This window comes from Maridesulfovibrio sp. (genome assembly GCF_963676065.1).
In the GTDB taxonomy this organism is placed as follows: Bacteria; Desulfobacterota; Desulfovibrionia; order Desulfovibrionales; family Desulfovibrionaceae; genus Maridesulfovibrio.
Genome location: NZ_OY780933.1, coordinates 3,830,400 through 3,856,575 on the forward strand (window position 1 = coordinate 3,830,400; position 26,176 = coordinate 3,856,575).

A 26,176-nucleotide genomic window follows, 5' to 3' on the forward strand; every position below is an offset into this window, starting at 1 on the left:
ATCCATTAATTTCAGGAAGGCATAAAATGAAAAACAGAAAAATGGGCCCAATTCTACTAGGCGGCCTACTGGCTGGGGCAGTCCTTGGTTCAGGAGTGATTATGCTGCCGCCCATGGCGGAGGCAAGGCTTGGAGAATGGTCAGTTGTCGCGTGGCTGATAATTATGGCTCTGGGAGCCGTATTTGCTTCACTTTTCGCACGGCTGGCTGTTGCCTATCCCGGCTCGGAAGGAGTTCCAATCGCCATCCGCGAAGTATTCGGCGAGAAAGCGGGACAATTGGCTTCCAACTATATAATTTGCGCCGTCTTTGTCGGGCCTGTAGCTGTAATAATGACCGCAGCAGATTCCATCGCCCATGCATTCAACTTGTCCACAGCACAGATTTCAAGCTCTGCCGCAGTCATAATACTCATATGCGCTTTCATTTTGTTACGCCGGGTTACCTTTGTCAGCACTATCTCACTCATTGCCAGCATAACCATCGGTTTAATCATGATAAGCGGAAGCATCACTACCATCAGTTTAACGCCTGTAAGTCCGCTACCAATAGGTCAACCGGATATTACAGCACTCGGCTCCACCCTGCTGCTGCTTTTCTGGGCTATCATCGGCTGGGAAATCATCGGCAACTACTCTATGGAAGTATGCAACCCCAAACGAACAATTCCATTGGCAACTATTCTCGGAGTCAGTACCGTCAGCATAGTATACCTGATGGCCGGGTGGGCTATGCATTCGATTGCAAAAAGCAATCATGGCTCGTTAAACGTTGCCCAGATAGTAGAGCCTCTACTGCACGGTTATGCGAGCTTCACAGTCATGCTGATTACCTGCTCACTGTGTATTTGTACCTACCTTATGATTATGGGCGGAGTTTCACGGCTGATCGCATCACTCGCCCTCAAAGGTAAGCTGCCATTAATTCTGGCGAAGACTAACGCGAATAATGCCCCGTCATCGGCAATTCTGCTTCTGTGCTGCATCCATATTCTAAATCTGCTCCTGCTCCATACCGAAGTAGTATCCCTTGAAGGACTGGTCTCCTTTGCCAATGTATTCTTCCTAGCCAATTCATTAATAGCCGTTGGAGCAGCATTGAAAATTTTAAAATCCCCTGTGGTACGTATTTCATGCATCATTTTGTGCATCGGCTTTAGTACCCTGCTGTTATTTTCCTCCATCTGGCCGCTGATGACCCTTGTCGTGGTAAGTATCGTCACTTTAAACCTTAGACGATTCCAGCCGTTTGCATTCGTCAAAAAATAAAAAACCCGACTGGGAAACCAGCCGGGTCAATACTTAATTTTTTTTACCCAAAATTAAATCTGGAATTCACCTGACTTATAGATTACCACTTCGCTGCCATCCTTGAGGGTAGCATAAACAGTCTTATCCTGTGTATTAACCAGATCCCAGTGCAAGGCGGAGGTATTATACCCCAGCTCTTCTTTCATACGAGCATCCAGCTCGGCCTGATCACCGGCGTATGTATCAGGGTAGGAAGCACCTACGGCAACATGGCAATTACCGAATTCTCCGCCGTAGTTTTCGTCATAAAGGGTATTGGCCATAAATTTGTCAATTCGTGAGAAGCGGCGATCGGTAAGGGAAAACTCTCCAAGCTTGGAAGCCCCTTCATCCATTTCCAACTGCTTTTTGACAAACTCCTCACCTTCTTTGGCAGTTATTTCCTTGGCTACACCATCCTCGAAGACGATACGCACACCTTCCACATAGTTACCGGAACGGTAAGAAGGCTGGTCGGCGTAATAAACGCCGGAAGTTCCGCGCCAGTCCGGAGAAATAAAAAGCTCGAAACTGGGAATATTATGACCGGAAACACCTATCCACTGGCGCAGATCGCCATGCTTCACGGTAAGATCCATATCATCGGAAACAACGCGATAGGACTCGATTCCCAAACCGTTCAACCAATTCTTTACTTCACCGGCCTTATCAAAAACACCCTTCCAGCAGGCGGCAGGATCTTCTTCGTCAAGATAACAAGCTTTGACAACCTGAGCGGTAAAATCTTCAATGCTGAGTCCGGCTGATTCGGCAAGCGCCTTTGTCGGATAAGAACAAAGAGTCCAGCCAAGCTCGCCAGTCTGTTCCCTTTTTTCCATAATATCGCGCAAGAATTTACGGGCAACAGCACATTTGCCCATTCGGGAGGGATCGACCCCGGCCAGATGGGTAAGCGAAGAAGGGGCCAGCAGCACAATCAGTCCGTTGAGTCCCTTGGCAAATTCCTCTTCACCCGGAGCAGTGTAGCTTAATTGATCATCATTCCCGTCTCCGTAAAAACTTTTTTCCATTGCCGGTGTAAGGGTCATCCGGGGAACAGGGTTAAGCCCCTCGTCAATCAAGCGCTTAAACACAACTTCCGCCAGCGGAAGGGCCTGCGCCTCATAGCGGACCATGATCAGGTCCCCTTTCTCATAAGGTTTAGTGCGCGCGGTGGTCAGCCCCCACCACAAGGCATCAACGTATTTATCAAGCTGTTCTTTTGTCAGCATAAAAACTCCTAACTTAGCCCATTTATTTTTAATTGAAAAAAAGTATTAATTCAATGTTGAGTGAAAGTCACCCTCAATGACCTGAGGGTATATAGTTCTGAGGTTAAAATCACAATCCCTGCTTAAAATTCATTATCTTTAAAATTAATGTGTTTCTTGTACTTTTTAGTCCTTGTCTTCTTGACATGTGGAAGGCTTGTGGCTATCCACTTTTCAATAGCCCTGAGTCGGGTTCAAAGGCGGATCATTCCGGCCTTATCCTAATTGTTAAAGACTGCGTGGCCTGTTGGCTTTTGTACGCAGGCTACCAGAGGCTAAAAAAATCAATCTTTTTGGAGGGTAACTCTATGAGCTACGTTATCACTATTGATACTGACAAATGTAACGGCGACGGCGAATGCGTTGATGTATGTCCTACCGAAGTTTACGAACTTCAGGACGGCAAAGCAGTAGCTGTTAACGAAGACGAATGCCTCGGTTGTGAATCTTGCATCGAAGTTTGCGAACAGGATGCTATCACCGTCGAAGAGCAGTAGAAAATTCTTCATTAATGAAGTTTTAAGGCGGGGATCAGGGTCAGCCCAGATTCCCGCCTGCTCTTTAATTTATCATAAACTAAATTTTAAATGTTCAGCGGACCAGCCTGCCGGAGCCGAATTTCTTTTTCTCCTTTCCATTCTTCCCCCCTTTTTTTTTGCGCCATCCCCCGGCATACTCTGTGTCCATTGTTTGATCCGTCATGCGGGACCGGTTCATGAAAATTCATAAATTATTTTCACATAAACAATTGACTGCTGGACAATGATAATTAGCTTATACGAGTTTATGCGGAACTTTCCGCCAAACTCTGAACATATTTTTTTACGGAGGTTTTGCTTTGGAGTTCAAAGAAATTTTTCAAAAATATGAAGCTCTTGTCGCAGAAGTGGACAAGACTTTCAAAAAAATATCCGATCAGACAGATGACGGCATCAAATGCGAGAAAGGTTGTAGCGATTGTTGTCACGCGCTCTTCGACCTGACCCTTGTGGAAGCGATCTACATCAACCGCAAATTCAATGAGACTTACAGCGGCATGGAACGCGCCGACATCATGCAGGACGCCGACAAAGCCGACAGACTGATCCACAAGATCAAAAGAAGGGCTTTCAAAGCGAGTCAGTCCGGAGCCTCCACTGCAGAAATCCTCAAGGAAGTATCCCTTGCCCGGGTTAAATGCCCATTTCTTAAGGAAGACAGCCTCTGTGCTCTTTATGATTACCGCCCCTTAACCTGCCGCATTTACGGTGTTCCGATGAACATCGGCGGTCAGGCGCACTCCTGCCAGAAGTCAGGATTCACCCCCGGTAAATCATATCCTACCATCAACATGGACACCTTGCAGTCCAAGCTGATGCAGTTGAGTGAAGAACTGGCCGCCTCCATAAACTCTGCCTTGAAAGAGCTGCCGGAAGTTCTGGTTCCCCTCTCCATGGCACTCGTTACCGAATACACTCCTGAATATCTCGGTGCCAATACCGGGGATAAGGTGGAAACACCTGAACCGGAATCTGAATCTTCCGAGGCTTGCGGAACATGCGACAAAGACAAATCAGCATGCGCGACCTGCAATTATTCAGTTGAACTGGGCGCCGGCCCCAATGAATAAAATCCACAGGAGACTCTGATGGGCACAATGACCCCGGAAGAACTTGAAGAACAAAAACGATACATGTATGAAAAACTTTCGCCGCGCAGGCGTAAGTTTGTTGACAAGATAGGTTATGATGAATGGGAGCCCTTTGCGCAACCTTTCGATCCTATCGATCTGCGCCAGGACATCACAGGAAGGACATCGCAGCAGCTCTGTGAGGAATTCATTCGTGAGATCCACGTGAGCAGAAACTCCGAATACGCGCAGGCTGCTGCTGAATTCGGGGTTATGCTGGTCATGAACTTTGAAAAAGTTCGGCCCATTTACGACTTTTGCGTCTGGTATGATGAATTGCTGAAAAAAGAAGGAAGAAACGTATAGCCTCCTTCACAGAGCAGCCATCGACCAAGTAACGACAGAACTTTTATGCAAATATAAGAGGTTTTCCTATGCAGAAATTTGATAATATTGACGATTACATTGCGGATCTGAAAAAGAAAAAAGCAGAAAGCCCCACCTGTAGTAATACTCGCTACAATCTGGGTGTAGCTCACCTTTCCAAAAGAGAATTCATGGAAGCTGAGCGCGAATTCCTCGTTGCCATTGATGAATCTCCCAAAATGGCTGAAGCATACGTACAGCTCGGCGGAATCGCCATGCAGCGCGGTGACCTTGAAGGCTGTCTGCGTTACAACATTACTGCCACACAGCAGCGTCCTTTCTTCGCCGTACCCTGGGGCAACATAGGTTACGTATACATGGAACAGGGCGAGACTGATAAAGCAGTAAAAGCCCTGAAACGTGCTGTTAAGTACGACCCCAACTTTGTTCAGGCCCTCTCCACTCTCGGAGCAGCCTACTTTAACGAAGGCGAAGTAGATGATTGTATCGAAGTCTGCGAAAAAGCGCTTAAGCTCGCGGATAACTTCGGTCCGGCATGGAACAACCTTGCCCTCTGCTACACAGAAAAAGAAGACTTCAAGAAAGCAATAGAGTGCGTAGACAAAGCCATTGAAACCGGCTTTGAAGTATCCGCCGACTTCCTCAAGGAACTTGAACCGCACCGTTAAGATTTTTATCTGAATACGAAAGACAAAAGCACTGAGATCATGCGTTGATCTCAGTGCTTTTTAATTTTCAATGAAAATTCAAAGCAGCATAGGCAATTCGGTCTATAATGCGCTGTTCACTGGGAAACAATATGAATTTTACCCAGTCAGCGCGACTGGTCTTCTTCTCCTTCTGCTATAAAATCACACCGACTCTTTCTCTCGTAATTGAAAATGAATTATGCTAAAGTCCCTTCAAAATAGTTACACAGAAAAGGCACGCTAGAATATGCCTGCCCAAGAGTCACTCCATATAACGGCACAACCGGATTCATATGCAAAACGCAGCTGACCTACTCACCTTCAGTGGCATCGTCTGCTTTCTGATAGCCATTCTGCATGTAGTGATCATCATCGTCGGCCCCAAGGCTTACCGTTATTTCGGTGCAGGGGAGGATCTGAGTTCCCTTGCGCAGAAACATTCAATCATTCCTACACTGCTTACCGCGTTCATCGCGACAGTCCTTGCGGTCTTCGGCTTGTATGCATTTTCAGGAGCCGGTGAATTTTCACGTATGCCAATGCTCGGCCCCATTCTGATTGTAATCGGAAGCATATTCAATCTCCGGGGCCTGATACTGCCCTTACAGCTTTTCAACCTCCTGCGCAGACCTCACAAAAGCGATACTAAAGAAATTTTCTTTTCACTTATTGCCCTGCTAACCGGAATCTGCCTTTTTTACGGAACTTATCTGAACCGGGATTTCATTTTCCAGTAAACATAAGGGTTCCCTGCCGCATTCCCGACTTCTACTGTATCTAATTCTTCAGCGGAACAACATGAGCTAAACCTGCCGAGAATCATGGACAAAGGGAACGGCAACCTGTTATTTGTAACAGACAAAAACATGCTTTCAAGCAGGTTACAATCAGCTAAAAAAAACTGTTAACTATTGTTTTTTTATATTTCTTTGATATTCTTCAGCAGCACACACTAATTCGGAGGATTAAATGGCACTCAGCAAACTAGCAGGACAACCGGCCCCGGCCGAAATCCTTGAAAACATCCCCAGACTCGTATCAGCATATTACACCATAAAACCAGATCCTTCCGTAGATTCCCATCTTGTTGCATTCGGAACATCCGGCCATAGGGGCTCCGCGCTGGACGGCTCATTTAACGAGGCCCACATCTTCGCAATAGCACAAGCCATCTGCGAATACAGAAAATCCCAAGGGTACACCGGACCGCTTTACATGGGTAAAGATCCCCACGCCCTTTCGGAACCTGCACAAATTTCAGCACTGGAAGTTTTTGCCGCAAACGACGTTCTGGTTCTTCTGAACGACAAGGGTTACACACCCACTCCGGCAATCTCGCACGCCATCCTCGCGTACAATAAGGGAAGAAAAGACGGATTCGCTGACGGCGTGGTCATCACACCATCCCATAACCCCCCGCGCGACGGCGGATTTAAATATAACCCGCCAAGTGCCGGCCCTGCAGGAACCGCAATAACCAGGACCATCCAGAACAGGGCCAACGTGATATTGAAAAACGGTCTTAAGGACGTTAAACGTATCCCGTTTAACAGAGCGCTTTCCGCTGACACCACCAAAGAATTCGATTTCACCACTCCTTACGTGAATGATCTTGAAAACATCGTTGACATGCAGGCCATCGCGTCTGCCGGTTTGAGCATAGGTGTTGATCCTCTCGGCGGTGCGGCAATTGATTTCTGGGAGCCCATAGCCGAGAAATACGGTCTGAATATGAGCGTGGTGAATAAAAAGCTCGACCCGGCCTACTCCTTCATGCACGTGGATAAAGACGGCAAAATCCGTATGGACTGCTCTTCTCCCTACGCAATGGCCGGACTGATCGAGTTAAAGGATAAATACGATATTTCCTTTGCCAACGACCCGGACACTGACAGGCACGGCATAGTCACCCAGAGCCGGGGACTTATGAATCCCAACCATTATCTGGCTGTTGCCATCGAATATTTATACAAGCACAGACCGCAGTGGAGCGAAAATCTCACTGTAGGTAAAACCCTCGTTTCCAGCTCCATGATTGACCGGGTGGCGAAATCCATAAACCGTCCACTCATGGAAGTACCTGTAGGATTTAAATGGTTTGTTGAGCCGCTGCTTAACGGTACCTGCGGTTTCGGTGGAGAGGAAAGCGCAGGTGCATCATTCCTGCGTAAGGACGGAACAGTATGGACCACTGACAAAGACGGGATCATCATGAACCTGCTCGCAGCGGAAATTACTGCCATCACAGAAAAGGATCCGGGCGAACACTACACTGCCCTTGAAAAACAGTTCGGTCATCCGGTCTACAAACGCATCGATACTCCGGCCACCGAAGAACAGAAGAAAGCGTTCAGTATACTGACTCCGGATATGGTCAAGGCCAAAACACTTGCCGGGGAAACAATCGAGGAACGACTAACCGAAGCTCCCGGTAACGGGGAAGCTATCGGCGGCCTCAAGATTGTGACTGAAAACGGCTGGTTTGCAGCGCGTCCTTCCGGGACAGAATCTATTTACAAAATTTACGCCGAGTCTTTCAAGGGACTGGCCCATCTGGTAGCAATTCAAGAAGAAGCAGGCAAAATTGTAAATGCCGCATTTGATGTCGCCCTGAAATAGCATCAGATTCATAACACACACAAAAAAAGAGCAGTCGTGTATAACGGACTGCTCTTTTTTTTAAGAAATTATTTCGATCATTACTATTTCAATTCTTCGCAGACCATCTCCGCTTCTTCTTCAAAAGAAGCAAGATTCTTTTCCACTCCGGCCACATCTTCATTTATGAGGGCCTTTTCCAACTGCATCGCAGCAGCACAGGCGCGAGAAGCGCAAATGGCTGCACAATTGCTTTTCACAGTATGGATAATTCGTTTCGCGACACTTGAATCATCGGCCAGAGCGGCTTTAAAATTACCTATATCAGTATGTATATCCTTTAAGAACATGGCGCACAGTTCATCGTATAAGGAAGTATCCCCCTGATACATGCGGTCAGCTTTTTCAAAATCCACTATTTTTTCTGCAAAAGGAACAGGCTCAGCAACAGGAAGAGCCACCGCGCTGCTATCATTCATAGTGCGAAGGATAATTTCCTGCAGGGCAGCATACTGCACCGGTTTGGCGATATAAGTATTCATTCCCGCTCTGGTGCATTTGTCTTTAACACCGGTCATGGCATGAGCGGACATAGCTATAATCGGGACCTTGCGTGCCGCGTCGCCTGATTTGCCGTTGCGGATAGCCTTTGACGCAGTGAAACCGTCCATTTCCGGCATTTCAATATCCATCAACACAAGATCGACTTCAATACCGGAAAGCATACTTACCGCTTCCAGGCCGTTGGATGCAACATCAACGCTATGACCCATCTTTTCCAGCATGCTTGTAGCCACACGCACATTAATGGGATTATCTTCGACCAGAAGTATGGAAAACTTATCCTCAGAGGTGGAATCTATAGGTGATGTAACGGCCGGTCCGGCAGGAACCTTATCCTGATCCCCTTTTTTAAGGAGCACTGAAAAAGAAAAAACACTGCCAAAACCTTCAGAACTCTTAACTCCGATTTTTCCACCCATCATTTCAACCAATTCACGGGAGATAGCCAGCCCCAGCCCGGTTCCGCCGAACTTACGGGTTGTGGAATCATCCGCCTGCCGAAAACTTTCAAAAACAATAGCCTGCTTATCAGCGGGAATACCTATACCGGTATCACGGACCGCAACCTGAATAACAACCTCTTCGCTGGCAGCACGGTCTTCAAGCGTGCTTACCTGAACAAAAACCCCGCCATGTTCGGTGAATTTAAGTGAATTGCCTACAAGATTGTACAGGATCTGCTTTAACCGAACCGCATCTCCGATGACAACTTCGGGCACATCATCACCGATATCAATATTAATAGCCAAGCCCTTGTTCCTTGCCTGCTGCTCCATACTCTTGATGACTTCCTGCAGGGCTTCTCCCAGCCGGAAATCATTTTCTTCCAGTATGAGCATACGGGCTTCAACTTTGGACAGATCCAGAATATCATTGATAAGATGCAAAAGCTGGTCAGCAGAGAGTTTTACAAGATCAAGGTTATCCGCCTGTTTCTTGGAAAGATCGGAACGCAGGGTCAGGTCGGTCAAGCCGATAATGGCATTAAGGGGGGTACGTATTTCATGGCTCATGGAAGCCAGAAACCGGGATTTAAAACGGTTGGCCTTTTGCGCCGCGTCACGGGCCTTGATGATTTCCCGCTCCATTTCCTTTCGCTCAGTTATCTCAATAAAAGAAGCGACAGCCCCGCCGGATTCACCCTGCATGGGAGTAACTTCCAGCATGTACCAGCAGGGTTTGTTCTCATTTACGAAAGAATACTCATAAGAAAATTTATCATTTTTACCGTCCACCACAGACCGAACCCCGTCGATCAATTCGTTCAATGATCCACGCAGACAGCCGGAAGAATAAATAGCCTCTTTAAAATCAACGCCATCCAATCCGGCCTCGGTAGTTCCGGGCATAAAAATTTCCCGCCACGAGTCATTCGCGGCGATGATTTTCATTTCCGGATCTAGAACGGCTATCTTGGCCGACATGGAAGCCAGCACAGAACTCAACTGTTCATCACGTGCAAGAAGCTTACGGTTGGCGATATCAAGCTGCCGGGACTGCAGAAGAGTATTTTCATAGGTAGCAAGTAACAGATGAAAGACCTGACTGAAATCGGCCTTCAGCACATGCTTAACGCCTTGAAATTCAAAATCAACTTCCTGAAATGAATCTTCCGAATCAAAATTTTTATTCTTTAGAACAGATTCAATACGGGCGATCAGAAAATCTTCATCGTAAGGTTTGGTAACAAAGTTAGTAGCTCCGCTCTTAAGCCCCCTGATAATATCGCCGGGATCGGAAAGACTGGTCAGCAGAATAACCGGAACATTTTTAAAGCGTTTGTTATCCCTGAGCTTTTCACAAAGCTTATACCCATCCATACCGGGCATGACCACATCACTTATGACCAGATCAACATCCTTGCCTTCCAAAAATTCAAGGGCGTTCTCGCCGTTGGCTACCAGGGAGACCTGAAATCCTCTTTCAAAAAGTATGTATTCCAGTTTAACGGCCTGAGTCAGGCTGTCTTCAACGACCAGAATATGCTTGGTTTCCACTACGTTTCCTCCGGCAACCCCAGAAAAATCCTATTCAGATAATCCCCGATCTTCTCAATTGGTAAAATAGATATTGCAGCCCCGATTTTTACAGCTTCACCGGGCATTCCGAAAACTATTGAAGTCTCTTCATCCTGAGCAATTGTGTATCCGCCCTTGCGTCTTATAGCAAGCAGACCGTCAGCCCCATCCCGACCCATTCCGGTCAGAAGGACCCCAACTGCGGAACGGCCTAAATTCTGGGCTGCAGAATTAAACAGTACTGATACCGAGGGTCTGCTTTCATTTACACTTGCGGAATCAGTTAACACGATTTTCCTTTCCGCTGAAACTTCCATGTGTGAACCTTCAGGTGCAAAATAGATTGTACCTGATTCAAGTAAATCTCCATGAGCAGCCCTTCTGACATCGTGACCGGTATATCTTTTCAGCCAGTTGACCATCCCTTCAGTAAACCCTTCAGACATATGCTGAACAACGAGTATTGGAGCGGTAAATTCGTGAGGAATAGACATCAGTATCTGCTTGATGGCCTGCGGGCCCCCGGTGGAAGCACCTATGCAGACAACTTTATCTTTCCCGGAGGAAGGAGCCGGCAAAAAATTTCCCTCTAAAGGTTGCGGCCTGTTTTGGTCGGCTGCATTCCTGAACCTGCGTTTGCGGCGGACGACCCGTACTTCAGACATCAGACGCACGGAAGTAATTATCTCCTGCATCTGCTCTTCAAAATATCCACTATTCAAGGCCGGCTTTTTATGAAAAGTAAGGGCTCCGGTATCTATCAGCCGAAAGCCTATCTCTGCGTCGGTAGCACTGTAAACGGCACTGACAACAACTATAGGCACCGGATTCTCTTCCATGATCATCCGGGTAATGCTGAAACCGTCGCAATCGGGAAGATTAACATCCATGGAGACCACATCCGGTTTCAAATCCCGGACCATACGCAAGGCGGAGTATCCGTCTTCGGCACAGCCGACAACCTCGAAGTCATCCTCGCGCTTAAACATCTCCGCAAACAGTGTTCGTACAGATGCAGAATCATCAACAATCAGGACCTTGATCACTTAACTCTTTCTCCAATCAAAAATTCTTTCATGCTCACACATTAGCCTATTCCCTACACCCTAACCGCCCCACCTGCAATTCGGAGACTATTAAACACAAAAGAACAGCAGCACTGTACAAAAATATTTCATATCATCCAGCCAGACGTTTTACCACTTCCAGCAAATTTCCCTGATCAAAACTGGACTTGATAATATATGCGTCGGCCCCGGACTCAACGCCCCTTTCCCTGTCTTCAGGAGACCCGAGTGAGGTAACCAGAATAATCGGGAGGCTTGAACTTCCATCCAGTTTCCTGACCCTTGAAGTCAGTGTAAAACCATCCATTTGGGGCATTTCAACATCGGAGATAAGCGCATCCGGCATGGACTCCTCTATTTTCTGCAAAGCATCAAGACCGTCTACAGCTGTAAGCACATTGTAACCGGCGGCTTCCAAAACATTTTTGAGCAGCATACGCGAAGTGATGGAATCTTCGGCCACGAGCACTGTCTTGACATCAGGAACGCTCTGCCGATGAACAACCGCGCGAACCCGGCTTAGAGAGTGAATTCCCAGAGCAGTACGAGCCATATCCGGCGCGTGGAGAATAGGGACCAGTTCACCGGACCCCAGCATGGAAAAACCGGACACATTACGAACTCTTTTTAATAACGCACCCATTCCCTTGACCATAACATCCTGCTCACCGGACAAACCATCAACACTGATGGCTACAGTCCTGCGGCCTTTTCCGATAATTAAAACCGCGATGGCATTACTTCTGGTCTCGCAACGTTTCTGCTCAAGGATATCCGCAAGCCCGACCAGCGGCACCGGTCTGCCGAAAACAAATACCGTTTCCTTATCCCCCGCAACGCTGATATCATCCTGTCGGACAAGCATAACCTTGCGTATTCCGGACTTGGGAACCACGTATTGCCTTCCACCGCACTCCACTACAATTCCTCTGAATGAAGTCAGGGCAACAGGGATATTGAGGATCACCCTGATCCCCTTACCTTTCGGACTGGCTATGACGATGCTGCCCCCGAGGGATTCAACCTTATCACGTGCGATCGCCATTCCCAGACCACGGCCGGAAATATCGGTAATAATCTCACTGGTGGACATCCCGGAAATAAAAATCAGATCCAAAACAGAACGGCGGTCAAGTTTCTCCGCTTCATCTGCGGAGATAATTCCACGGCTCACAGCCGCAGCTTTCAGCCGATCAAGATCAATTCCCCGCCCATCGTCACCGTAAACGATTTTAACCACTTCCCGGTCAGTCTGCGTAATTGAAAACAGAATACTGCCCACGGGAGCCTTGCCCATGGCAAGCCGCTCTTCCCTGTTTTCAATTCCATGATCGATGGAGTTACGGATCATATGCATAAGCGGATCATGGAGCATTTCCAGAATCCTGCGGTCAATCCGCACATCTTCTCCGGTGACTTCCAATCGGCACTCTTTCCCCTGCTCCATACTCAGGCTCCGCACCATGTGCGGAAACACATCAAGTAAGGAGGAAAAAGGCAACAACATGGAATCCTTAAAATTATCAAGCAGTGTATTTACTTTGGCGGTAAGTTCCCATTCAGCCTTTCGGGACGATGCGGAAAGAGCACTAAGCCTTCTGGAAATTTCATCAATCTTCTGACCCATCAAGCCGTTCAATTTTAAATCTTCTTCTGAAAATAAATCCGCGCGGTTTTCGTAAGTATCGTGAAAAAGGCGGGCAAAGGAGTTGAAGAGATTATTCAGCTCTGAACCCTCCCGGACCCTTGTCCGCTGGGAATTACGCGATGAAATCAACTCCTCTGTCTGCAAAAGAAGACCGGTCAGAAAGGATGAACTGACTCGAACAGAATCCCCCATGCTGCTATGAACAGAGCCATTGTCATATCTCTTCGTTTCGGAAGCCTGCTGTGGCTGTTCAGGAAGATTTTCAATTCCCTTCTCTGTACTTCGGTCTAGAAGAGATCCGTTATCGTCAGCAGTTGACTCAACTGATTCAATGCACTTTGGGGAGTCAGTCAATTCCTTCATTCTGGCAAGAGCCAGCTGAACCTGCGCTGAAGCAACGGCTTCCGCGGAATCATTTTCCTCGCGCAGGAGGTCCTCAAGCAGATCAATCCAGCCCAGCATAAGAGAACAGGTGGCAGGAGAAGGGACCAGTCCGTTTTTCTTGAGCACGGAAAAAAATGATTCAAAAGTCTGGCAGAATTCCTCCACCACACTGAGCCCAACGGCCCTCGCCGCTCCCTTAAGGCTATGCAATTCCCTGTAGGAAGACTCGATAACCTTGGCGAGCTCGTCCTTTTCACATCCCTTTTCCAATCTCGTAAAATCAGCGAAAAGGACCCGCATCCGGTCGGAACTTTCACTCCTGAACGCAGCCAGCAATCTTCGCTTGAGGTCACCACCGATCATGGGCATACCCAACTCCCAGTATTATCCTAAAAAAATGGACCTAACGTCCAGTGCCTACATATTCATTTACGACCAACGATTCGTCCCGCAACAAAGCCGGACCGTCCAGCACTGTTTTAAGGTCAACTGTGATACCGAGGCAATACTCAGAAATCCGGTTTTCTCCCTTGGGCAGAGCCTTGATAGAATGGTCCGGGATCTGGCTTACCCCCAATATTTCGTCAACTGCAATACAAAATTCCGAATTCCCGTCAGCGAGCAGAACCAGTCCCGGATGATCTGAGGTCAAACAACTGGACATTCCGAGAAAAACACAAAGATCAATAACAGCCCAGAGACACCCGCGCACACTGACCACCCCAAGATGAAAATCAGGTGTACAGGGAACGGAAACAATTTCTTCAGGAATCATAACCTCTTTCACAGCAGAAGCTTGAAGCCCGTAGATATCCGCCCCCATACGAAAAAAGACATATTCAGGAGCTCCGGTATCATTTTCAGATGCAGCCGTTTCCCCGTTAACCTGCAAGGCCAGTTTCTCCGCCCTTTTACGGAGCAGTTCCCTATCGCTTTCCCTTTTGAAGTATACCAGTGTATTGCGTTCCATGCTTCCGCCTTTGAACAAATTTAACTACCGCAGATCATCCAGAATCAAGCGCACCATTTCGAGCAGCCGTCCGGAGGTTGTTCCGTCAGAAAAAGGAACCGGTTCACCCTGATCCACTTTCTCCAATTCCTGAATGGCAATTCGGAAGTACCGCATGGCGGCGTTTCTATCACCATTATCATGATAAATATTTCCGAGCATTACATGAGCCATTATGAAACCGCTATCCAGAAAAGCTGCGTTACGCATTGCGGAAAGAGCCCGATCCCGATCACCCAACTGCAAATGGACCTGCCCGAGCAGAAAATAGGCACCGGGATTCATCCGGTCCAGCTCAATAGCCCTTTCACACCACATGTATGCTTCATCCGCAAAACCGGAATCAGCCTTTATCCCGGCAATCCCCAGAAATGCCGACGTACGGGTATTACGGTCATGATCCTGATCAAGGATCAACTTATATGTATCCACTGCGCCGGAAAGGTTGCCCTGCAAACGCAGACCGAACGCGCGCCGCAGGAACTCAGCCCCATCAATACAGGTCTCCGCTGGAATCGTTTCGATTTCTTTCTCCACGGCCCCGGCATCAATTTTTTTTTCCGTCGCCGTGGTGAGTTCGGGTAAAAATGAAATATCCTCTTCCAAGGATTCGTCATTAAAATCAATCCCGCTAACTGACGGTTGAAAATCAGGTTCGTCAGCCACATGCCTATCCACTTGAAAAAGAGCGCAACGGGGTTCATATCGCTCATTTTTTCTGAAAAACAGACAATCATTCATACTGACCGGTTCGAACCGTCCATGATTGGTCAGCAGTGCGGATTCACTGGGCGTAACAAGAAGCCACCCTCCCGGCTTCAGGCATTCCCAAAGCTTATCAAGTACGGATTTCACTCCCTTGGATGAAAAATACATGAGCACATTCCGGCAGAGAATAACATCCATCTCGCACAGCAAAGCAGGGACCGCCGCATCAATAAGATTCAGTCTTGAAAGATTGACCATATCTCTAATGGACGGATCAATCAGGTAGGAATTGGGTCCCATCTGCTTAAAAAAGACATCCCTGAATCCTGTATCTTCCGAGCGGAACGCCCATTTGCGATAGTACCCTTCACGAGCTTTTATCAAAGCCCGGCTGTCGATGTCGGTTCCGAAAATTTCCGATCTCACACCGGAACGGCGGCAGATCATAGCCAGTGTATATGGTTCCTCACCGGTGGCACAGGCCGCGGACCAAATTCTGACAGCACCGTTTATTCCGCTCCCCATCCCACTTAATTTACGCAGAATTTCATACTCCAGGACCTTTAACGCCTTGCTGTCACGAAAGAAAAAAGTTTCACCAATGGTCAGGCGGTTGATAAACTGTTCAAGGTCACTATCTTTAAGCGCGGGGGAAATAATATATTCAAGGTATTCGCGGGAAGTCTTAAACCGGGTATCCTCATCATGATAATAACGGTGCACCGCAGAACGCAGATCCTTCCACCTTTCCGAGGAATAATCCAGACCGAATTTATCGCGGATCATATCTGCAAGCAGGGCAATCTTTTCTTCCGTCAAAGAATCAATCATCAGTTGCGGACTCCTCCGCCATGGAGGCTAGAGCCGTAGTTAGATCCCTTTCCTGATCAGAATCCAGCAGCGCTCCCAGATCCTGAACCAGAATAACATCCGCTCCCACACCGGCAAAGGATTTCAAAAAAGAAACACCTTTCCAGACCTCATCGGCACTCTGTGCTGTCTCTGCATCGACTTCGATCACATCGCTGATATGGTCCACCAATAAAGCAATACGCCGCCCGTTTGCGGAACTGAACACAAGTCTGTCACTAGGGACTACATCGCGCTCGACGTTTCCCAGTCTGCCACGCAGACCCAGAACAGGAACCACGATCCCCGCGTCATTTACCACTCCCAGAACCGGGGCGGGAGCTTCGGGAACAGGAGTAAGCATCACCGCACGCTCAACCCGGTCCACCGCGACAGAAGGCAAGGCAAATTTAACAGTATCAACCTCGAATACGACGTAATCATTACTTTTCATAAAAAATCACTTTCCGGAACGACCGGACATTTCAATAAGCGTATTATATTTTTTCATAACCTTTACGGCATAAGCCCGTGCCCGCCCGGGGAGATTACTAGGAGATCCGGTATGATAAGCCCCGATTGCCCGCCAGTTATAACCGTATCTGTCAAGACAATAACGAAGTATCCATGCTCCCAACCTCAGATTTCCTTCAGGCTCAAGAGCTTCAGCAGGAGTAAGTCCGAATTTTCTGATCCAGTAGGAGTTAACCTGCATCAACCCCACATCATAACTCCTGCCCTGATTCTTTTCGATAATGGCGAGGGCGGCTTCCCGGGAATCAGGATACACGCTTCTGCCCTCAATATTCAAGGCCCATGGATTGTTTCCACTTTCATGATCCGCAATGGCGTTTAAAATTTCCGGCTGCAGGGAGAATTCATCAGCCACCTGCCCGAAGAGAGGAGGGACCGGAACCCGCTCCCGCTCTGCCACCTTTATACGCTGCTGCACCTCATGACGTTGTTCAGGGGCAATCTCGCGTTCCGCTTCATATGGGATGATAGCACGAAAAAAAATGGCCCCGCAGAGGATCAGATAGAGTGCTACGATAAATCTGGACATTAACGGTCAGTTTCCCCGACGGCTACGAAAATGATTACTCCGTCCCTGCGGATTTGCCGGAACCATCCTAAAACCTTGATCTAACCTGTTCGGCTTCTTCAAATTTTTCCTGCACTTCAAGAGCCTTTGCCAGGGTTTCCCAAAACTGATCTTTTGCGGGTTTCAGTGCGGCGCTCTGACGGGCCAGAACTTCAGCCACCTGCGGATCTTCACCACTTTCCAGATAAATAACAGCGAGCATATTCATGGCAGCAGCGTCATTATGGTTGGCATTCAAAGCCTGATGCAGGTATTCGCGGGCCTTATCCATGTTTCCACGAACATAGGAAATCCGGGCCAGATGGCGCATGGTCAGGGCAGTGCCACCCTTAAGGTCCGCAGCCTTGAGATAAAATTGTTCAGCCTCATCGAGGCCCTTGTCCTGTTCGGCAAGAACACCGAGCCGCACAAGGGAAAAAACATTCTCCGGTTCCAGTTCAAGACATTTTTCATACGCCTCGCGGGCCTTATCCATGCTTCCCAGCATCTGACAGGTCCAGCCCAGATTATACAACGCCATAATATTTTTGGGCGTAATATCCAGAACTTCCTCAAACTGCTTACGGGCCTGTTCCGGTTTGCCTACCTGAGCATAACATATACCGAGAGAATTGCGGGCAAGAATATTATCAGGATCAGCCAGCAGAGCTAGACGAAATTCCTCTATTGCCCCGTAAATATCACCATCCACATAAAAACGGTCAGCGGAAATGTTCAATGAAACAGAATCAAACTGGGCCACCATGGGCTTTTCAAGCATGAGTGAATGATCAAGACCCTTACGGCAGTTCTCAAGAATTTCACTGCGCCGATAATTAAGAAAAGGAAATGAAGCCACACCCGCTGCCAGCTCGATATCAAAATCATCCGTGCACTCACGCACCAGTCGCAGGACATTTTCCATGACCGCGTCGGATTCCCCGTCCGGGAAAAAGTAGATCAGGCTGTTCAGGCTGTATCTCCCTCCCATGCAGGACTTGGCAAAAAACATCTCCGCTCTGGAAGCCACTTTCTGAACCTGAGCATCAGTCAATTTTTGAAAATTGCCTCCCTGCTCAGCAGGATTGGCTGCCAGCCGCAGTACAGCCACCGAAAATTTATCCATATTCTGGCGGGCACGGCTGTATCGACCGATGAATTCTTTATAGCTGTAGAGCCCGGTAACCATGTCCCGCTGAGGGGAAACATTGGATTCCGGCCCTGCCTGAGCATCAAAAAAACTGTCTTTCTCATTAAGCAGGGTCAACCGGTCACCTTCGGTAACAGGCCATGCGGGATCGCTTAAATGCAATATTTCCGCAAAAGCGATTTCCTCCTGAACCTCAATAATGACAACTTCAGCCTTATACATTGTCGGGTATTTACCGGAGATACGTTCATCCTCAGTAAGGTGAGCCTGAGTTCCGGACTGGAAATCAGGGGACCATACCAGAAAACGGGCTCCCTCTCGGGCATCTACACTCTGACCGATGGACAGAGCCAGGCGTTGCAGGGGCAGCACTTCCAAAACCTTACCGCCCTTTTGAAGAATCTCGGAATAGGCAAATACACAATTGCGCCCGGAATCCTTTGCAGTCGCTACAGCCTTGGCTGCTTTACGCATAAGAATGCGGGCCTGCTCATCTGCTGAACGTTTAAAATGCGGTCCGGAAAGGGATTGCGGATAGTTTGCATAGCCTGCACTAACACTGATTTTAATCACATCACCGGTAACAGGATCTTCTACGGGAAAACGTTCTACCAGCGAACGCAGCTCTTCAGCCAGCTTGGCACAGGCTTTTGGCCTTCCGTCCGGGATAAGAAAGGCGAACTTGTCATCAAAAACACGGGCACAAATTACGGATTCACTGACCAGTTCATTAATGCGGGCGGCAATATCAGCAATGATGGAATCACCAAGAGCGTAACCGTAACGGTCATTTATGCGCTGGAAATAATCCATATCAAGCACCACAACGCCCACAGAACCGCTGAAAGTAGGTATTCCCGGATCCTTGCACCCCCCGGTGGTGGGCATCATGCAATTCTGAATCAGATCCAGCTCCTTATTAAGCTTGGACATGAAATAATCCCGGGTAGCCATACCGGTCAGCCGGTCCGTGATAGAACCTTTATATAATAAAATTTTTTCAATTGAGCAGGCTGCCAGAGCCTCAAGATAAGGAATCAGATTTTCCGATTCTTCCAGCTCGACACCTCTGGCAATAAAATAGCAGAGATCGCGACCGTGAAGGCGAAGTGGAAGCATAAGCTGTGCTTCCTCGGCATTGTACCTAGCCTCAAGCTTAACCCTGAACTGCCCTTTAGCGGGCTTGGGAAAATAAAGGCTGTAAGATTCAAAGGGCAGGAATTCTTTAATAAGATCCTTAAGGGTGTGCTCGTATAGGATCAAATCCTGCGGAGAAAGACTGATACCGGAGGTGAAGAGGTTATCCTTGTTCATAGGCAGGGACATAACCCGCATGGAGATTCAAGACAAGCGGGGAGTTGGAGGTAAGGCTGGACAAATACACTAAATTCCTTCCGTGGAACGTTGCACCAAAGGGCAAAACACCCGCCACACTACCGCATAAACGGAAACAGACCTAAACAATTATATCCATAAACAGTAATTATTCATTAGTCATAAATCGCTGACTTCAAATTATTTTTTCTAAAAAACATCGTTCAAAAAAAGAAGCGCTCAATCATAATAATGGCCTAAATATTGCTCAAAAAGACAAAACACACACTTATGCAGCCTACATTTACTTTTTTTGTCAAAACAGACACTTAGTTCCGACAAAAACGTCCATTTTACCAAAGAAATAGCTACTGAGAGAGTTTTAATGAATTCCGAATTAATCGAAAGCCATGAAAATATTCTTTTGAAGTCCATGCCGGACACATCAAATTGTTTGAAACGTTTAACCAGACTAGACCGTCAGTGGACCATGGCAACCATGACCGGCAAAATCAACTGCAGCCGCATAGCGCAGACCCTGATAGATTTCATCATTAAAACGCAGGATAATTTTTCGGATCTAAAACAGACACTCATTAAAATTCTCATCCAAGAGAACACCCACAAAGTTGTACAGGAAATTTCAGCTGTAGCTCAGGTGGTTATCGATATATTGAAACGTAATCTTTTCGAGAGAACCGCCGATGTAGGCTTTCTGGCTACTGACGAAGATCTGGTCTGCTTTCTTAAAGAAAGAGAACACTCTGCGTATGATGTTTCCGGAATTGTAGACAGACTGCAGGAGTACAAGGCCAAATACACAGTATATAATGAAATCGTTGTATTAGACACAGGAGGAAATGTCTGTGCCCATCTCGATCAGGATAACAAGATCATCCATTCCAACGACCCTTTGATCGCGGAGACCCTCGAAGCCGAAGATTATATCGAAACATACCGGGAAAGCGATCTGGCTCCCGACGCAGGGGAAGTGCTGATTTATTCGCAGGCAATCAAAGATCCTGAAACCGGACAAACGCTGGGCATCCTTTGCCTTATCTTCGACTTTGCAGGTGAAATGGAAGGAATTTTTGAAAACCTTATGGTATTCTCCAAAGACACTGTCCTGATAGTGTTAAATGAAAAAGGATACGCGATCTCCTCCAGCGATACCGGGATTGTACCGAAAGGCAAAAGGTATTCCATTAAATTGGATGAAGATTTTCAGATTATTAATATCGATGGAACTGCCTACATTTCAAAAACAGTAGCAACCAAAGGCTATCAGGGTTTTTTCGGACTGCCTTGGTACGGGCATGTCTTGAAAAAACTGGACAGCGCATTCAGCGAGAGTACCGGCAATTCGCTTGACGCCGACTCCATCCGTGAAAAAGCTCATTTTTCATCCAGATTGACTCACGTGGAAGAATCCTCCGAAAACGTTCTTTCCGATCTGGAGCTGGTCGTTCAGAACGGCGAGATAATGGCCGCCAAGAAATGCATCGAGCCCAATCAGGTGGAGCAGATGGAAGGGCGCGCTCTTCCGCACATTCTCAATGAGATCAAAAAAATCGGCGATCAGGTCCAAAACGTCTTCCAGTATTCAACCGACGGACTGCTCAAGCTGGTAACATCCTCCCGCCTGCACGAGACACAATTTTTAGCCTGCCTTGCTATCGACATCATGGACCGCAATCTTTATGAACGGGCCAACGACTGCCGCTGGTGGGCACTGACCTCCGATTTCAAAACAATCCTCGCCAAAGAAACCGTGGACAACGATGACCGAGAGCAGATGCGCAAGATTCTAGGGTATATCAACAGTCTTTACACTGTTTACACGAACCTGTTCATATATGACCGCTCTGGAAAAATTCTCGCCTGCTCCAATAGCGGGGAATACGATAAAGAGGGCCGAGAACTGCACACCGGTTTCGTTACTGAAACTTTGAGAATCACCGATTCACAGCTGTACTGCGTATCAGATTTTTACAAAACCGATTTATACGCAAAAGATGGGCATGACCGCTCCACATACATATATAATGCGTCCATAACCGACCATGAAGATTCAGAACGAGTGCTTGGCGGCATTGGCATTGTTTTCGACTCAGAGCCGGAATTTAATGCAATGCTTAATGACGTACTGCCCCGTGATGGGCAGGGAGAAATAGCTGAAGGAGCAGAAGGAATGTTCGTAGATCCGGAAGGAAAAATTATTTCATCCACAGCCCCGGACCGAACCCCCGGAGAGAATATCAAGCTCGATGCTGAATTCAAGCAATTGAAGGAAGGAGAATCAACGGTAAAACTGCTCGAAGAAGAAGGTTTTCTCTACGCCGTAAGCTGTGCGCACTCTGCCGGGTACCGGGAATATAAAAAGGACGGGAGCTACAAAAACGACGTATTATGCATCATGCGGGTGAGGATCTAAGTCCAAAAAGTAAGCAAAGCCAGCTTGCTTTTCGCCATCTTAAAACGTAGCGTACCCGGCACCAAATAAAATCGCCTTAGCAATACTGCCCACTTATATCAGGATACGCCGGAATGGATATATCTCGCAAATGGGCAGTAGCAATCTGTCTTATGCATACCCCAAATATGACACATGCTGCCCGCAGAGGCGGCATGTGCGATGTCGACTAAACCATGCGTAGGATGCGGATGGTGCTGTATTTCCGACCAATGCGAAGTTTCGCACCGTAAATACGGATACATGAAAAGGTGTCCTGATTTGCTCTGGGATGAGAAACTTAACCGCTACATCTGCCTCTTAATGGGAGACAGTGAAGAAGGAGAAGACGCTAAACGTCAGTTGTTTGAAGGTCTGGGATGCTGTGCTCCGCTCATAAAATGGCGTGACTATGTCCGCAACAGGGACATGGATTAGCCGAAAAAAGCCCACCCCGCTGCTCATGGAAAACAGATCAGCGGTGCTTTTTACTCTTCTGATACCACTCCTTATCTCCGTACATTTCATCCGCGCACTTTTCGCAAAGTCCGTGACTGAATTTGGCATCGGTATTACTTTCTATATATGATTCCAGTTCATTCCAGTAGCCGTCATCATCCCTAATCTTTCTGCATTTGGAACATATAGGCAGCAACCTGTTCAACGTACGAATATTATCATCCTTCAGTTTCAGCAACTTTGCGTTCCCGGAAAGAAGACGCCCCAGATAAATAATGGAGACAAGCGAAAGAACAGTCACAATGAACCCGGGCAATTCGCTTAGAGAATTTACCAAAGGACCGCGCTCCAATGCACCTGACCAGATCAGGAAAGTAAGAAGCTGACGCACAGCCATTAATAGAAACATTGCCGCAAGAAAAAGAATTCTCCAATCCCAAAACCTGACTGAAATATATACAGCAGTTCCAAAAGCAAGAAGTCTAATAAATATGGACACCAGCAATTCCGGTTCAGGGACCATAAACCAGACAACAGACAACGCTGCAACTGCAATCAATACGTATAATATTTTTTTTCTGGACAAGAATCCCCCAAATGAATGCAACTTCCGTTTTTGATTAATAAGAATACATGATAATCTCTAGTCAGATTTCCATCAACAACAAATCCATATTCATTATATGGACAACAAGTAACGATCGGCGTAAAGGGATTTTCCAGCCAGACACAACACAAAACAGCCACCGGCTTACAAAACCACTCATCAGGTTACTAAAATGGAAACAATCAATAATCCGCAGGAACTTCAAAATCTCTGCCTCATGCTCCGCAGTGAAGGCAAAAAGATCGGCCTGGTACCCACAATGGGCTATTTTCATAACGGCCATTTAAGCCTCATGGATGCTGCCCGCAAACAGTGCGATGTACTCATAGTCAGTTTATTCGTGAACCCCACCCAGTTCGGTGAAAATGAAGATCTGGATGCCTATCCACACGATCTTGAACGCGATGCAAAACTTGCCGAAGAGCACGGAGTGGACATACTCTTTGCTCCGGTACGTGATGAAATGTACTTTGACGATCACTGCACATGGGTGGAAGTTCCGGATTTAGCCGTAAACCTCTGCGCCGAATCACGCCCTGTACATTTCAGGGGTGTGGCGACCGTAGTCACCAAACTTTTCATGACCGCCCAGCCCCACGTTGCTGTGTTCGGGCAAAAAGACTGGCAGCAGCTTGCCATCATAAAAAGAATGGTCCGCGATCTGAATATCCCTGTGGATGTGCAGGGACATGAAATCGTACGCGAGGAATCCGGTCTGGCCCTTAGTTCACGCAACGTATATTTAACCGATGAAGAGAAATCCGTGGCGCCCAATATTCAAAAAGGGCTGCAAAAGATGAAAGCTCAGGTCGCATCAGGAGAGTCTGATGCAGACAAGCTCAAATCTGATCTCGCTGACTTCTATGCTGAAACGATTCCGCACAGCCGCATTGACTATATCGAAATTGTAGACCCTGATAATATCAATATTCTAAAAAAAGTGGACAAATATGCACTTTGTGCGGTTGCTGTACAGGTTGGTAAGGCAAGATTGATAGACAATTTGCTTATAAAAGTGTAGAGTGCTTTCATTCTTATATGCAAATTTATTTATATAGCGATTTAGAGCTATACATTTTGGGTAGTTACCGGGAAATGGTCTCGGCAAGCATATACCCGCTAATTAATTCCAGGAGGAACTTTTAAATGATCAGCAGCAAAGGCAAGTACTTTTTTACCTCTGAATCAGTAACCGAAGGTCATCCCGACAAAGTCGCCGACCAGATTTCCGACGCAATTCTCGACACCCTGCTTGAGCAGGACCCTAACTCACGTGTCGCCTGCGAAACTCTGGTAACTACCGGTATGGCTTTCATAGCAGGTGAAATCTCCACTGCCGGATACGCCGATTTTCCCGCTATTGTTCGCGATACCATCCGCGAAATCGGCTATGTTAATTCCGACATGGGCTTCGATGCTGACACTTGTGCTGTTATTTCTTCTATTGATAAACAGTCTGTAGACATCGCTCAGGGTGTTGACCGCAATTCTCCTGAAAGTCAGGGTGCCGGCGATCAGGGTATGATGTTCGGTTTCGCATGCAAAGAAACCGATACTCTCATGCCTGCTCCCATTTACTGGTCCCATAAGCTTTCCAAAAAGCTGACTAATGTTCGTAAAGACAAAACTCTCGGCTACCTGCGTCCTGACGGCAAAACCGAAGTTTCCTTTGAATACTTCAACGGCAAACCGGTTCGCATCGCTGATGTTGTTATCGCTGCCCAGCATGATGACGGCATTGAACAGGAACAGATTTACGAAGACATCAAACGTGAAGTTGTTCTGGCAACCCTGCCCGAAGACATGGTTGACGACGCAACCAAAATCTACATCAATACTACCGGCCGTTTCGTAATCGGCGGCCCAATGGGTGACTGCGGTCTGACCGGCCGTAAGATCATCAACGACACTTACGGCGGCATGGGTAACCACGGCGGCGGTGCTTTCTCCGGTAAAGACCCGTCCAAAGTTGACCGTTCCGGCGCATACATGGCCCGTTACATCGCCAAAAACATCGTAGCAGCTGGACTTGCCGAACGTGCAGAAGTTCAGGTTGCATACGCAATTGGTGTTGCAGAGCCTGTATCTGTGCTGGCAACATCCCACGGTACCGGCGAAGTTTCCGATGAAACCCTGACCAAAGCCGTCAAGGAAGTATTCGACATGCGCCCCTACTACATCGCCGAGCGTCTGGACCTTCGTCGTCCCATCTACAAGCCTTCCGCTTGCTACGGACACTTCGGTCGCAACAACCCCAACTTCACATGGGAAAAGACCGACGCAGTAGATGATCTCAGAACTGCTTGCAAAATCTAAGCGAACTCGAATCGCTAAGTTTATTCAGCCCCGGAAGCCTTTCGGCTTTCGGGGCTTTTTTACACTTGAGGCAAAATGTTTTAGCAGGTAAAGAGACTGTTCACTAACCCGAACGCAAGCTAGGAGATTACAATATGAGCGCTTTTAAAATCGTCGAAGCAAAACCGCAGCCGGAATTTAACATCTTCTATTTCGCCGAACTGCATGGTTCCACCCGTATAGAACATTACCTCATGGAAAGCCTTGAGAAATACTGGAACGAATGGGAACCCCATCTCAAGGCCTATACTTTGAAGCAACCTGAAGGCAGCAAAGGAACTGATTTTCTACTCCTCTATCTTGATAAGGAAGTGGAAGACGCAGTGGAAGACATCTGGCAGGCAACCCCGACAGAAGGTCTTGCCCACCATAACCTCGCCATCACCCTTGTTATGTCCGCTGCGCAGTCATTGATCCCGCAGCTTGAAGAAGGCAAATGCGCCCCGCTGCCCAAACCGGGTGAAGAAGTGCTGAAGGCCTTTGAATCCCTCGGACTCACTTGGAATGCGGAAGGTACTGTAAACCGTCAGTACGCGGTATTCACTCCTTTCCCCTACTCCGGCGGTTGTGAAGTCTGCTATCTTGAAGAGACCTGCCCGAAGAGCCAGACTAGAAAGTAGATTCAATAGATAAAGAATTTCAAAAGCCCGCCGGAGAACTCCTCCGGC

General features: G+C 47.5%; 22 protein-coding genes. 12 read left to right on the forward strand and 10 right to left on the reverse strand.

The features are described from left to right. Nucleotides 1-26: 26 nt before the first annotated feature. Nucleotides 27-1,268 carry an amino acid permease gene (locus ACKU35_RS17205; protein WP_319761198.1) on the forward strand — a complete coding sequence of 414 codons (1,242 nt, stop codon included), beginning with the start codon at nucleotides 27-29 and terminating at the stop codon, nucleotides 1,266-1,268. Nucleotides 1,269-1,321: 53 nt separating this feature from the next. Here the strand turns inward: ACKU35_RS17205 and ACKU35_RS17210 are convergent, their stop codons facing one another. Further along, the gene (locus ACKU35_RS17210) at nucleotides 1,322-2,521 is read right to left on the reverse strand and encodes an aminopeptidase (RefSeq protein ID WP_319761200.1); all 1,200 of its coding nucleotides are present in this window, start codon (nucleotides 2,519-2,521) and stop codon (nucleotides 1,322-1,324) included. Nucleotides 2,522-2,868: 347 nt separating this feature from the next. On the opposite strand from ACKU35_RS17210, the gene ACKU35_RS17215 reads away from it, so the two are divergent. The 6 genes from ACKU35_RS17215 (at nucleotide 2,869) to pgm (ending at nucleotide 7,864) form a co-directional block, all read left to right on the forward strand. Further along, nucleotides 2,869-3,057: a ferredoxin gene (locus ACKU35_RS17215; protein ID WP_319761202.1), complete on the forward strand. Its 189-nt coding sequence runs from the start codon at nucleotides 2,869-2,871 to the stop codon at nucleotides 3,055-3,057. A 341-nt stretch (nucleotides 3,058-3,398) separates the two neighbouring features. Continuing rightward, complete coding sequence (locus tag ACKU35_RS17220; RefSeq protein ID WP_319761204.1) at nucleotides 3,399-4,169, forward strand: YkgJ family cysteine cluster protein; 771 nt, start codon at nucleotides 3,399-3,401, stop codon at nucleotides 4,167-4,169. A gap of 18 nt (nucleotides 4,170-4,187) precedes the next feature. Beyond that, nucleotides 4,188-4,535, forward strand: a complete 348-nt coding sequence (locus ACKU35_RS17225; RefSeq protein WP_319761206.1) for a hypothetical protein — start codon at nucleotides 4,188-4,190, stop codon at nucleotides 4,533-4,535. Nucleotides 4,536-4,603: 68 nt separating this feature from the next. Further along, entirely contained in the window at nucleotides 4,604-5,224 is a 621-nt protein-coding gene (locus ACKU35_RS17230; protein WP_319761208.1) for a tetratricopeptide repeat protein, read from the forward strand. A gap of 314 nt (nucleotides 5,225-5,538) precedes the next feature. Further along, nucleotides 5,539-5,982, forward strand: coding sequence for a hypothetical protein (locus ACKU35_RS17235; protein WP_319761210.1), 444 nt, complete (start codon nucleotides 5,539-5,541; stop codon nucleotides 5,980-5,982). Between the two features lie 232 nt (nucleotides 5,983-6,214). Next, entirely contained in the window at nucleotides 6,215-7,864 is a 1,650-nt protein-coding gene (gene pgm, locus ACKU35_RS17240) for a phosphoglucomutase (alpha-D-glucose-1,6-bisphosphate-dependent) (RefSeq protein WP_319761211.1), read from the forward strand. Nucleotides 7,865-7,947: 83 nt separating this feature from the next. Here the strand turns inward: pgm and ACKU35_RS17245 are convergent, their stop codons facing one another. The 8 genes from ACKU35_RS17245 to ACKU35_RS17280 all read right to left on the reverse strand — a co-directional run bounded on the left by ACKU35_RS17245 (nucleotide 7,948) and on the right by ACKU35_RS17280 (nucleotide 19,635). Continuing rightward, a complete protein-coding gene (locus ACKU35_RS17245) occupies nucleotides 7,948-10,404 on the reverse strand; it encodes a response regulator (RefSeq protein ID WP_319761213.1) in 2,457 nt (818 codons plus the stop codon). Then, nucleotides 10,404-11,471, reverse strand: coding sequence for a chemotaxis-specific protein-glutamate methyltransferase CheB (gene cheB / locus ACKU35_RS17250; protein WP_319761215.1), 1,068 nt, complete (start codon nucleotides 11,469-11,471; stop codon nucleotides 10,404-10,406). The genes ACKU35_RS17245 and cheB overlap by 1 nt, the downstream gene beginning before the upstream one ends. A gap of 133 nt (nucleotides 11,472-11,604) precedes the next feature. Next, nucleotides 11,605-13,893, reverse strand: a complete 2,289-nt coding sequence (locus ACKU35_RS17255; protein ID WP_319761217.1) for a response regulator — start codon at nucleotides 13,891-13,893, stop codon at nucleotides 11,605-11,607. A gap of 34 nt (nucleotides 13,894-13,927) precedes the next feature. After that, nucleotides 13,928-14,494 carry a chemotaxis protein CheW gene (locus ACKU35_RS17260; protein WP_319761219.1) on the reverse strand — a complete coding sequence of 189 codons (567 nt, stop codon included), beginning with the start codon at nucleotides 14,492-14,494 and terminating at the stop codon, nucleotides 13,928-13,930. 24 nt (nucleotides 14,495-14,518) lie between these two features. Next, on the reverse strand, nucleotides 14,519-16,072 hold the full coding sequence (locus tag ACKU35_RS17265) for a CheR family methyltransferase (protein WP_319761221.1): 1,554 nt from the start codon (nucleotides 16,070-16,072) through the stop codon (nucleotides 14,519-14,521). Beyond that, the gene (locus ACKU35_RS17270; protein ID WP_319761223.1) at nucleotides 16,065-16,544 is read right to left on the reverse strand and encodes a chemotaxis protein CheW; all 480 of its coding nucleotides are present in this window, start codon (nucleotides 16,542-16,544) and stop codon (nucleotides 16,065-16,067) included. Before ACKU35_RS17270 ends, ACKU35_RS17265 begins: the two co-directional genes overlap by 8 nt. Before the next feature lie 6 nt (nucleotides 16,545-16,550). After that, the gene (locus ACKU35_RS17275; RefSeq protein WP_319761225.1) at nucleotides 16,551-17,153 is read right to left on the reverse strand and encodes a lytic transglycosylase domain-containing protein; all 603 of its coding nucleotides are present in this window, start codon (nucleotides 17,151-17,153) and stop codon (nucleotides 16,551-16,553) included. A 67-nt stretch (nucleotides 17,154-17,220) separates the two neighbouring features. Beyond that, on the reverse strand, nucleotides 17,221-19,635 hold the full coding sequence (locus tag ACKU35_RS17280; protein WP_319761227.1) for a diguanylate cyclase domain-containing protein: 2,415 nt from the start codon (nucleotides 19,633-19,635) through the stop codon (nucleotides 17,221-17,223). A 385-nt stretch (nucleotides 19,636-20,020) separates the two neighbouring features. On the opposite strand from ACKU35_RS17280, the gene ACKU35_RS17285 reads away from it, so the two are divergent. Both ACKU35_RS17285 and ACKU35_RS17290 read left to right on the forward strand, forming a co-directional pair. Continuing rightward, on the forward strand, nucleotides 20,021-22,069 hold the full coding sequence (locus ACKU35_RS17285; RefSeq protein WP_319761229.1) for a chemotaxis protein CheW: 2,049 nt from the start codon (nucleotides 20,021-20,023) through the stop codon (nucleotides 22,067-22,069). 201 nt (nucleotides 22,070-22,270) lie between these two features. After that, nucleotides 22,271-22,525, forward strand: coding sequence for a hypothetical protein (locus ACKU35_RS17290; RefSeq protein WP_319761231.1), 255 nt, complete (start codon nucleotides 22,271-22,273; stop codon nucleotides 22,523-22,525). Nucleotides 22,526-22,562: 37 nt separating this feature from the next. Here the strand turns inward: ACKU35_RS17290 and ACKU35_RS17295 are convergent, their stop codons facing one another. Continuing rightward, a complete protein-coding gene (locus tag ACKU35_RS17295; RefSeq protein WP_319761233.1) occupies nucleotides 22,563-23,132 on the reverse strand; it encodes a hypothetical protein in 570 nt (189 codons plus the stop codon). Nucleotides 23,133-23,325: 193 nt separating this feature from the next. Between ACKU35_RS17295 and panC the strand changes: the two genes are divergently transcribed. The 3 genes from panC to ACKU35_RS17310 all read left to right on the forward strand — a co-directional run bounded on the left by panC (nucleotide 23,326) and on the right by ACKU35_RS17310 (nucleotide 26,128). Further along, nucleotides 23,326-24,174 carry a pantoate--beta-alanine ligase gene (panC, locus tag ACKU35_RS17300; protein ID WP_319761235.1) on the forward strand — a complete coding sequence of 283 codons (849 nt, stop codon included), beginning with the start codon at nucleotides 23,326-23,328 and terminating at the stop codon, nucleotides 24,172-24,174. A 125-nt stretch (nucleotides 24,175-24,299) separates the two neighbouring features. Further along, nucleotides 24,300-25,469: a methionine adenosyltransferase gene (gene metK, locus ACKU35_RS17305; protein ID WP_319761237.1), complete on the forward strand. Its 1,170-nt coding sequence runs from the start codon at nucleotides 24,300-24,302 to the stop codon at nucleotides 25,467-25,469. A 134-nt stretch (nucleotides 25,470-25,603) separates the two neighbouring features. Continuing rightward, nucleotides 25,604-26,128 carry a hypothetical protein gene (locus ACKU35_RS17310; protein WP_319761239.1) on the forward strand — a complete coding sequence of 175 codons (525 nt, stop codon included), beginning with the start codon at nucleotides 25,604-25,606 and terminating at the stop codon, nucleotides 26,126-26,128. Nucleotides 26,129-26,176 lie beyond the last annotated feature (48 nt).

What these genes read in the sequence shown, in the direction of transcription:
- ACKU35_RS17205 (WP_319761198.1), top strand. Translation starts at nt 27, where the DNA reads ATGAAAAACAGAAAAATGGGCCCAATTCTACTAGGCGGCCTACTGGCT.
- ACKU35_RS17210 (WP_319761200.1), bottom strand. Translation starts at nt 2,521, where the DNA reads ATGCTGACAAAAGAACAGCTTGATAAATACGTTGATGCCTTGTGGTGG.
- ACKU35_RS17215 (WP_319761202.1), top strand. Translation starts at nt 2,869, where the DNA reads ATGAGCTACGTTATCACTATTGATACTGACAAATGTAACGGCGACGGC.
- ACKU35_RS17225 (WP_319761206.1), top strand. Translation starts at nt 4,188, where the DNA reads ATGGGCACAATGACCCCGGAAGAACTTGAAGAACAAAAACGATACATG.
- ACKU35_RS17230 (WP_319761208.1), top strand. Translation starts at nt 4,604, where the DNA reads ATGCAGAAATTTGATAATATTGACGATTACATTGCGGATCTGAAAAAG.
- ACKU35_RS17235 (WP_319761210.1), top strand. Translation starts at nt 5,539, where the DNA reads ATGCAAAACGCAGCTGACCTACTCACCTTCAGTGGCATCGTCTGCTTT.
- pgm (WP_319761211.1), top strand. Translation starts at nt 6,215, where the DNA reads ATGGCACTCAGCAAACTAGCAGGACAACCGGCCCCGGCCGAAATCCTT.
- ACKU35_RS17255 (WP_319761217.1), bottom strand. Translation starts at nt 13,893, where the DNA reads ATGCCCATGATCGGTGGTGACCTCAAGCGAAGATTGCTGGCTGCGTTC.
- ACKU35_RS17260 (WP_319761219.1), bottom strand. Translation starts at nt 14,494, where the DNA reads ATGGAACGCAATACACTGGTATACTTCAAAAGGGAAAGCGATAGGGAA.
- ACKU35_RS17265 (WP_319761221.1), bottom strand. Translation starts at nt 16,072, where the DNA reads ATGATTGATTCTTTGACGGAAGAAAAGATTGCCCTGCTTGCAGATATG.
- ACKU35_RS17270 (WP_319761223.1), bottom strand. Translation starts at nt 16,544, where the DNA reads ATGAAAAGTAATGATTACGTCGTATTCGAGGTTGATACTGTTAAATTT.
- ACKU35_RS17275 (WP_319761225.1), bottom strand. Translation starts at nt 17,153, where the DNA reads ATGTCCAGATTTATCGTAGCACTCTATCTGATCCTCTGCGGGGCCATT.
- ACKU35_RS17280 (WP_319761227.1), bottom strand. Translation starts at nt 19,635, where the DNA reads ATGAACAAGGATAACCTCTTCACCTCCGGTATCAGTCTTTCTCCGCAG.
- ACKU35_RS17285 (WP_319761229.1), top strand. Translation starts at nt 20,021, where the DNA reads ATGAATTCCGAATTAATCGAAAGCCATGAAAATATTCTTTTGAAGTCC.
- ACKU35_RS17290 (WP_319761231.1), top strand. Translation starts at nt 22,271, where the DNA reads ATGTCGACTAAACCATGCGTAGGATGCGGATGGTGCTGTATTTCCGAC.
- panC (WP_319761235.1), top strand. Translation starts at nt 23,326, where the DNA reads ATGGAAACAATCAATAATCCGCAGGAACTTCAAAATCTCTGCCTCATG.
- metK (WP_319761237.1), top strand. Translation starts at nt 24,300, where the DNA reads ATGATCAGCAGCAAAGGCAAGTACTTTTTTACCTCTGAATCAGTAACC.
- ACKU35_RS17310 (WP_319761239.1), top strand. Translation starts at nt 25,604, where the DNA reads ATGAGCGCTTTTAAAATCGTCGAAGCAAAACCGCAGCCGGAATTTAAC.